The 7,236-nt window shown below is 66.0% G+C and carries 6 protein-coding genes and 4 pseudogenes; 4 read left to right on the forward strand and 6 right to left on the reverse strand.

Annotated elements, in window-relative coordinates:
* Nucleotides 1-476 (forward strand): transposase (locus JSE7799_RS16805; protein ID WP_186201989.1); only part of this gene is annotated, 476 nt, incomplete at its 5' end.
* 32 nt (nucleotides 477-508) lie between these two features.
* On the opposite strand, the pseudogene JSE7799_RS16810 reads toward JSE7799_RS16805, so the two are convergent.
* A pseudogene (locus tag JSE7799_RS16810) lies at nucleotides 509-844 on the reverse strand (transposase); the annotation flags it as partial.
* A gap of 158 nt (nucleotides 845-1,002) precedes the next feature.
* Here JSE7799_RS16810 and JSE7799_RS16815 point away from each other — a divergent pair.
* Nucleotides 1,003-1,938 (forward strand): IS110 family RNA-guided transposase, encoded by a 936-nt coding sequence (locus tag JSE7799_RS16815; protein WP_055664633.1) that lies wholly within the window; start codon nucleotides 1,003-1,005, stop codon nucleotides 1,936-1,938.
* 17 nt (nucleotides 1,939-1,955) lie between these two features.
* A complete protein-coding gene (locus JSE7799_RS21165) occupies nucleotides 1,956-2,336 on the forward strand; it encodes a hypothetical protein (RefSeq protein ID WP_186201990.1) in 381 nt (126 codons plus the stop codon).
* A 102-nt stretch (nucleotides 2,337-2,438) separates the two neighbouring features.
* On the opposite strand, the pseudogene rfbA reads toward JSE7799_RS21165, so the two are convergent.
* The 5 genes and pseudogenes from rfbA to rfbC form a co-directional block, all read right to left on the reverse strand.
* Nucleotides 2,439-3,311, reverse strand: a pseudogene (rfbA, locus tag JSE7799_RS16820) (glucose-1-phosphate thymidylyltransferase RfbA); the annotation flags it as partial.
* A gap of 5 nt (nucleotides 3,312-3,316) precedes the next feature.
* Nucleotides 3,317-4,129: a sulfotransferase family 2 domain-containing protein gene (locus JSE7799_RS16825; RefSeq protein ID WP_245624924.1), complete on the reverse strand. Its 813-nt coding sequence runs from the start codon at nucleotides 4,127-4,129 to the stop codon at nucleotides 3,317-3,319.
* An 8-nt stretch (nucleotides 4,130-4,137) separates the two neighbouring features.
* On the reverse strand, nucleotides 4,138-4,998 hold the full coding sequence (gene rfbD / locus JSE7799_RS16830) for a dTDP-4-dehydrorhamnose reductase (RefSeq protein ID WP_055664635.1): 861 nt from the start codon (nucleotides 4,996-4,998) through the stop codon (nucleotides 4,138-4,140).
* Between the two features lies 1 nt (nucleotide 4,999).
* Nucleotides 5,000-6,044 (reverse strand): annotated as a pseudogene (rfbB, locus tag JSE7799_RS16835) (dTDP-glucose 4,6-dehydratase).
* Nucleotides 6,041-6,589, reverse strand: a pseudogene (gene rfbC / locus JSE7799_RS16840) (dTDP-4-dehydrorhamnose 3,5-epimerase); the annotation flags it as partial. The pseudogenes rfbC and rfbB, both read right to left, overlap by 4 nt.
* A gap of 216 nt (nucleotides 6,590-6,805) precedes the next feature.
* On the opposite strand from rfbC, the gene JSE7799_RS16845 reads away from it, so the two are divergent.
* On the forward strand, nucleotides 6,806-7,236 hold a 431-nt coding region (locus JSE7799_RS16845), incomplete at its 3' end, for an IS6 family transposase (RefSeq protein WP_144431775.1).

Here is a 7,236-nt window from a genome sequence, read left to right on the forward strand (position 1 = left end):
CGCGCGAGCAGAGATGTTGGGTTCACAAGACCGCCAATGTGCTGGGCGCGACCCCCAAATCCATGCATGAAAGGGTCAAGGCCGATCTGCAAGACATCTGGATGGCCGAGACGAAGAAGGAGGCGAATGCCGCCTTCGATCTCTTCGTCGAAATCTACGGCGCGAAGTACGAGAAGGCTGTGGCCAAGCTGGTGAAAGACCGTGACGAGCTGCTGGCCTTCTACGACTTCCCGGCCGAGCACTGGAAGCACATTCGGACCACGAACCCGATCGAGAGTGTCTTCGCCACGGTCAGGAACCGGACCCGCAAAACCAAGGGCTGCCTGAACCGCAAGACCGCCCTCGCCATGGTCTTCCGACTCATGAAGTCAGCCAAGAAGAAGTGGCGGAAGATCAACGGGCCAAACCGTCTGCCCGACGTCATTCAGGGGATTGAGTTCAAGGACGGGATCAAGCAACTTCAAACCGCCGCCTGATGAGGACCGTCACCAACTTTTGGGCATATCTCGTCGCGGCGGAAATCCGAGATTGTCTTGAAGTCGGGCGTCAGGCGACGGAGCAGCCAGATCACTTCGATGTTGCGGCGCGTCTCAATCTCCAGCCGACGGCTGGACCGCACCCGGTTCAGGTATCCGTAAATGTAAAGCTTCAAGAGATCAGCCGGATGATATCCCGGTCGACCGGTCGTCTTCGCCCGAACCCGCCCGAAGCCAGCGGCTTGCAGATCGAGCCCGTCAACGAACGCGTCAATAAACCGAACCACGTTGTCCGGCCCCACATAGTCGTCCACAGAGTCCGGCAAAAGCAGCCGTTGGGACCGATCATCGCCTGAAACATGTGCCATGCTCGAGGATACCACGACCCCATGAACCTGGGAATCTTGTTCGTGTTTTCACACAGTCTGGACCGTTTTAGAGTGTGATCAGCCATCGTCTTCGCCTGAGGCCTGCACGGATACAGAGCGGCGCAGAGCCCTCTACGACAAGCATAGGACACGCGAAGATGAGACAGGATACCATCGGAATCGACATCTCAAAAGCGACGCTCGACGTCCACCGCCTGAGCACCGACGAGGCGGCGCAGTTCTCCAATTCCTCAGCCGGCCTGCGCGCATTGCGCCGCTGGATTGGGAAGCAGATGCCAGACCTTGTTGTTTTTGAGGCGACCGGTGCTTACCACGCTGCGCTCGAGCGTCATTTTACCGGAGTTTTGCCTCTGGTGAAGGTGAACCCGTTGCAAGCCCGACGCTTTGCGCAAGCCCGGGGGACACGGGCCAAGACCGACGCGGTTGATGCCCGGATACTCGCCGTGATGGGGGCGGCACTGGATCTTGTGCCAGACGCTCCAGAGGACAGCAATCATCATGAAATCAAGGATTTACAAATCGCCCGCATGGCGCTGATCAAGGAGCGTACCCGCCTGCTCAACCGCTCCAAAACACAGACCTTGGCCCTCTTGAAGCGTCAGTCCAAAGCACGCCTTGCGCAGGTCAAGCGCCAGCTCGTCGAGCTGGAAGAGGCGCTGTTGGATCTCTTGCTCCAGTGCCCGAAACGGGCCCGCGCCTTCGAAGTTCTCTGCTCGATCCCCGGGCTGGGTCGTATCACCGCTGTGGCCATCCTCGTTGAGTGCCCGGAACTCGGGACTCTGACGCGAAAGCAGATCGCCAGCCTCGCAGGCCTTGCTCCTATGACCCGGCAATCCGGCCAGTGGCGCGGCGCTGCCTTCATCCAGGGCGGCCGCAAGTTCCTGCGCGACGCGCTCTACATGCCTGCGCTCGTCGCCGCCCGCCACAACCCGGATCTGCGACAGAGATACCACGCCATGATCAAGGCCGGGAAGCCGGCAAAAGTCGCCTTGACCGCTCTCATGCGAAAGCTGATCGAACTCGCCAACGCGCTTGTCCAACAAGACCGCAAATGGACGCCGAAACCGGCTTGATCAAGACGGATACTCTAGTGACCGACGATATCGCCTGGATGGAAGAGGTCTCGGGACTCGAGCTCATGCCGAACGTCCCCGACAGCCCCGGCGCCATGAGCTCTGAGGAATTCCGTAAAAGCCTTTTCGACATTGACGAAAAGGACGTGGTCCGGCTGCGCGATCACCTGCAGACGCTGGGCATTCCGCATGCGGCCGACGACTCCGCGGTCGAAAAGCGGCGTAGCCGCGCCTCCGCCTCTGTCCGGGCGGGGCATGCCGGGCGCTGCGAATCCATTCCGTTCGGGGTGCGCCGTCGCCGATTTCCGGCGGTCGTGCCCGATCCTGAAGCGCTTTGCGATGGCCGGCTCCCCGCGGACAAGGCCTGCCGAATGACCTTGGCGGCGTTGCGACCATGACCAGTCATCGCAACCACGATTTCGGCGACAAAAGGCACCGCGCCACCGCAGCGCTTGGCCTGCGGGCGGGCGGACCCGGGGCGGGGTTTCTAACGCCTCGTCCTTGAGCAGGCGGGCGAGGTATTCGCCGTAGCCGTTCTTTCCGAACTGGCGGGCGCGGCGGGCGAGGGTGTCGGCGTCGATCCAGCCTTTGGTGAAGGCGATTTCGTCGGGGCTTCCGGTCTGCAGGCCCTGGCGGGTTTCCAAGGTGCGCACGAAATTGCCGGCATCGAGCAGCGAGCCGTGGGTGCCGGTGTCGAGCTAGGCATAGCCGCGGCCCATGCGCTCGACCGAGAGCAGTCCGGCCTGGAGATACATCTCCAGCAGGGTGGTGATCTCCAGCTCGCCGCGGGCCGAGGGGGTGACCTCGCGGGCCCGCGCCGGGGCATCGCCGTCGAGGAAGTAAAGCCCGGTGACGGCGAAGTCCGAGGGCGGCTCGTCGGGCTTTTCGATTATCCGGGTGGCGCGGCCCGCGGCGTCGAAGCCGACCACGCCGTAGCGTTCCGGGTCGGCCACCCGGTAGCCGAAGACGGTGCCCCCGGCCGATTTCGCATCCGCCCGCGCCAGCAGGTCCGACAGGCCGTGGCCGAAGAAGATGTTGTCGCCCAGCACCATCGCCGAGGGCGCCCCGGCCAGGAAGTCCTCGGCCAGCAGATAGGCCTGGGCCAGACCGTCCGGTTCGGGCTGGACGATATAGGTGAAGCCCATGCCCCACTGGCCGCCGTCGCCCAGCAGCCGCCGGAAGGCGTCCTGGTCCTGCGGGGTGGTGATGACCGCCTCCTCGCGGATGCCCGCCAGCATCAGCACCGAGAGCGGGTAATAGACCATCGGCTTGTCGTAGATCGGCAGCAGCTGTTTCAACACCCCCATGGTGATCGGGTAGAGCCGGGTGCCCGAGCCGCCGGCCAGGATGATGCCCTTGCGTTGCTGGGACATGAAAGTCATCTCCTTTCGTGGCCGGCGGCGGCGGGGAAAAGCAGGTCCGGCGTGCCGAACAGGCCGGAATAGAGCGCCAGATCGGCGGCGTAGATCCGCGCCACGCGCGCGGCCAGCCTGTCGTCGTAGAGCGCGGCGTGGGCCGGCGCCTTGCCCTGCCGCTTCATCTCCGCCAGCTCCGCAAGCGGCGTATCGGCGTAGCAGAGATCGGAAACCAGGTCGAACCGCTCGGTGCCGTGGCGGGTCAGCGGCCGGGCATCGATGAGCGCGATCCCGCCCTGCTGCTCGATCTGCGGGACCGCGTCGCCGAACCGCTCCATCTGGAAATACGCATCGTAGCGTTCGTAGACGAGAAACTCCTCCTGCGGCCGCCAGTGAATGTTGGCGCGGAGATTCTTCGGTTTCTCGATGGTGGCGACGAAGCGGCGGAACGTCGTCCGGAACTCGTCCAGCCCGTCGTTCTCCAGCCGGTACAGGTCCCAGAACTCCGTCGTCTTCGAGACGATCTTGTCCAGGAAGACGCTGGCCAGCCGGGCATGGGGGCAGCGCAGGATGACGAAGGTGAACCGGGCGGTCAGAAGCTCGCGCAGGGTGGCCGAAAACGTGCGGTTGTTGGGATGTATCCAGGTCCAGTCCTCCGGTCCGGCCACGCATCCGTTGGCGGCGGCCAGGCTCAGCCGCAGGGTCGAACACGCGTTCTTCGGAATGAAGGTATAGACGGTGTCCGTCGGATAGCAGACGAGCGCCTGGGTGGCGGCGAACCTGTGCGCCGCGTTCTTCTCCAGGGCGGTCTTGGCGTTCCTGGGGTGTCGCAGCATCCGTTTCATCATCCCGCCGCCTCCGCAAGCTCGGCCAGCACCCGCGTCAGCCCCGCCCGCCAGTCCGGCCGGGCGATGCCGGCCTGCGCCTCCAGCGCGCTGCAGTCCAGCCGCGAATTGGCCGGCCGCGCCGCCCGGGTGGGGAACTGCGCGGCCGGGATCTCCTCGACCGTCACCGCCAGGCCGGCTTGGGCGAAGATCTCGCGGGCGAAACCGGCCCAGCTGACGTCCGGCGCGCCGGAGAAGTGATGGATGCCCGGCGCCCCCGCGCCGGCGGCGAGGCCGCGGGCGAGGCCCAGGCAGGCCGCGGCGATGTCGGCGGCCGGGGTCGGGCCGTCGACCTGGTCGGCGACGATCGTCAGCCGGTCGCGGCTCTGCGCCAGCCCGAGCATGGTCTTGACGAAGTTCTGCCCATAGGCCGAGAACACCCAGGAGGTGCGCAGGATGGCATATTGGCCGCCTGTCGCCGCGATGCCTTGCTCGCCGGCCAGCTTGGAGCGGTCATAGGCGCCCAGCGGGCCGGTCTGGTCATCGGGGCGCCAAGGCGCCTCGCCGCTGCCGTCGAAGACGTAATCGGTGGAGATGTGCACGAAGGGCAGGCCGCGCGCCGCGCAAGCCCGAGCCATCGCCGCCGGCGCCGCGCCGTTGATCACCGTGGCCAGCGCCTCCTCGTCCTCGGCCCGGTCGACGACGGTGTAGGCGGCGGCGTCGATCACCGCCTCCGCCCCGGTCCCGCGGATGATCGCGGCACAGGCCCACGGGTCGGAGAGATCCGCCTGCGCCCGGCCGAGGCAGATCGCCTCCTCGCGCCCGACCCGCGCCAGCTCGGTCGCAACCTGCCCCGTCTTGCCGAAGACCAGAACCGCCATGCTACCCCGCCCGGCCCAGCCGCTCGCCGACCCCGGTCCGCTCCTGCAGCCGGCGCCACCAAGGCTCGTTGTCGAGAAACCACCGCACCGTGCGCCGCAGCCCCTCCTCCACCGTCACCGACGGGCGCCAGCCCAGCTCGCGGCGGATCCGCGACGGGTCGATTGCGTAGCGCGCGTCGTGGCCGGGGCGGTCGGCGACGAAGGCGATCCGGTCGGCATGGGGAGCCCTCGGCCCCGGGCCGCAGCTCGTTGAGAATGCCGCAGATCGTTTTCACCAGCTCCAGGTTGGTGCGCTCGTTCTCGCCGCCGATATTGTAGGACCAGCCGGGCGCGCCCGTCTCCAGCACCGTCAGGAGCGCGTCGGCGTGATCCTCGACATAGAGCCAGTCGCGCACGTTCGACCCGTCGCCGTAGATCGGCAGCGGCCGGCCGGCGATGGCATTGAGGATGATCACCGGGATCAGCTTCTCGGGAAACTGGTAGGGGCCGTAATTGTTTGAGCAGTTGAACAGCACCACCGGCAGGCCGTAAGTCTCGTGCCAGACCCGCACCAGGTGGTCGGAGGCCGCCTTGGAGGCCGAATAGGGCGAGTTGGGCGCATAGGGCGTCTCCTCGGTGAAAAGCCCGGTGGCCCCGAGCGTGCCGTAGACCTCGTCGGTGGAGATGTGGTGGAAGCGGAAGCCGTCGGACCGGCCGGCCTGCACCCAGTATCTGCGCGCCGCCTGCAGCACCGTGTAGGTGCCGGTGACGTTGGTTTCGATGAAGTCGCCGGGTGCGTCGATCGAGCGGTCGACATGGGATTCGGCGGCCAGGTGCATCACCGCGTCCGGCGCATGCGCAGCGAAAATCCGCTCCAGCGCCGCGGCGTCGCGGATATCCGCCTTCTCGAAGGCGTAAAGCGGGCTCTCGGCCGCCTCGGCCACGTTCTCCAGGCAGGCGGCATAGGTCAGCGCGTCGAGATTGACCACCCGGTGCCCGCGGGCGACGGCCAGCCGCACCACCGCCGAGCCGATGAAGCCCGCCCCGCCGGTGACCAAGAGCTTCATCGCACCGCCTCCCAAGTGAAGGGGCTGTCGAGATCGCGCAGGCGCGGCGCCGCCGCGTCCTTCTCCGACAGGATCGCCGCGCCCGGCGCCAAGCCCCAGTCGATGCCGATCTCCGGGTCGTCGAACCGCACCGCCCCGTCGCAGTCCGGCGCATAGTAATCGCTGCACTTGTAGAAGATCTCGGTCTCCGGCTCGCGGGTCGCGAAGCCGTGCAGGAAGCCTTCGGGAATGAAGAGCTGCCGGCCGTTCTCGAAGCTCAGCTCGACCCCGGTCCAGCGCCCGTAGGTGGGGCTGCCCCGGCGGATGTCGACGGCCACGTCGAAAAGCCGGCCCCGCCCGCAGCGCACCAGCTTGGCCTGCGCCGCCTGGAAGCGCAGCCCCCGCACCGTGCCGGCCCGCGCCGAGAACGAATGGTTGTCCTGCACGAAGTCCACCTCGAGCCCGGCCAGCCGCCGCCCGTTCCAGCTCTCCGAAAAGAACCTCCAAATGTCGCCATGCCGCTCCGGCGTCAGGATCAGCACCCCCTCAAGCCCCGTCTCTTCAACTCACATCGCTCGTCCCGTCCATGCCCCGCACCCGATTACCAAGACTTAAGCCAACTGTCACCCCCAAGTTTGACGCAGCAAGGGTCTCGACCGCAATCCCGGCGGACGACCACGCGACCGAAAGAAAAACGCGCGCGGAACAGTTGGTGAGGTCTTGTCGGCCTTGTCAGAAGAACTTCGCTTGAGGCGGAGCAGGCGGCTGGCTAGGCTCCCCGCATGACCAAGCGCAGCCCCTTCAAGTACTTCAAGACGATCTCCGAGATCATCCGGCTGGCGGTGATGATGTATTTCCGCTTCCCGCTGTCGCTTCGGAACGTCGAGGATCTGCTCCATGAGCGCGGCGTCGACGTCAGCCACGAGACGGTGCGCTTCTGGAGGCATCGCTTCGGGCCGCTATTCGCGGGCGAAATCCGCAAGCGACGCATCGAGGGCCTGAAATCGAGCCGCTGGCGCTGGCACCTCGACGAGATGTTCGTGAAGATCAACGGCGAGCAGCACTACCTCTGGCGGGCGGTCGATCATGAGGGCGAAGTGCTGGAAAGCTTCGTCACGAAGACGCGGGACAAGAAGGCTGCGCTGAAATTCCTCAGAAAAGCACTGAAGAAGCACGGGCGAGCAGATGTCCTCGTGACGGACAAGCTTCGCTC

The sequence above is a fragment of the Jannaschia seosinensis genome, assembly GCF_001408515.1.
GTDB classification, from domain to species: Bacteria; Pseudomonadota; Alphaproteobacteria; order Rhodobacterales; family Rhodobacteraceae; genus Jannaschia; species Jannaschia seosinensis.

Coding starts and splice junctions, on each gene's coding strand:
- JSE7799_RS16825 (WP_245624924.1), bottom strand. CDS start 4,129: ATGCTGCGACACCCCAGGAACGCCAAGACCGCCCTGGAGAAGAACGCG.
- rfbD (WP_055664635.1), bottom strand. CDS start 4,998: ATGGCGGTTCTGGTCTTCGGCAAGACGGGGCAGGTTGCGACCGAGCTG.
- JSE7799_RS16815 (WP_055664633.1), top strand. CDS start 1,003: ATGAGACAGGATACCATCGGAATCGACATCTCAAAAGCGACGCTCGAC.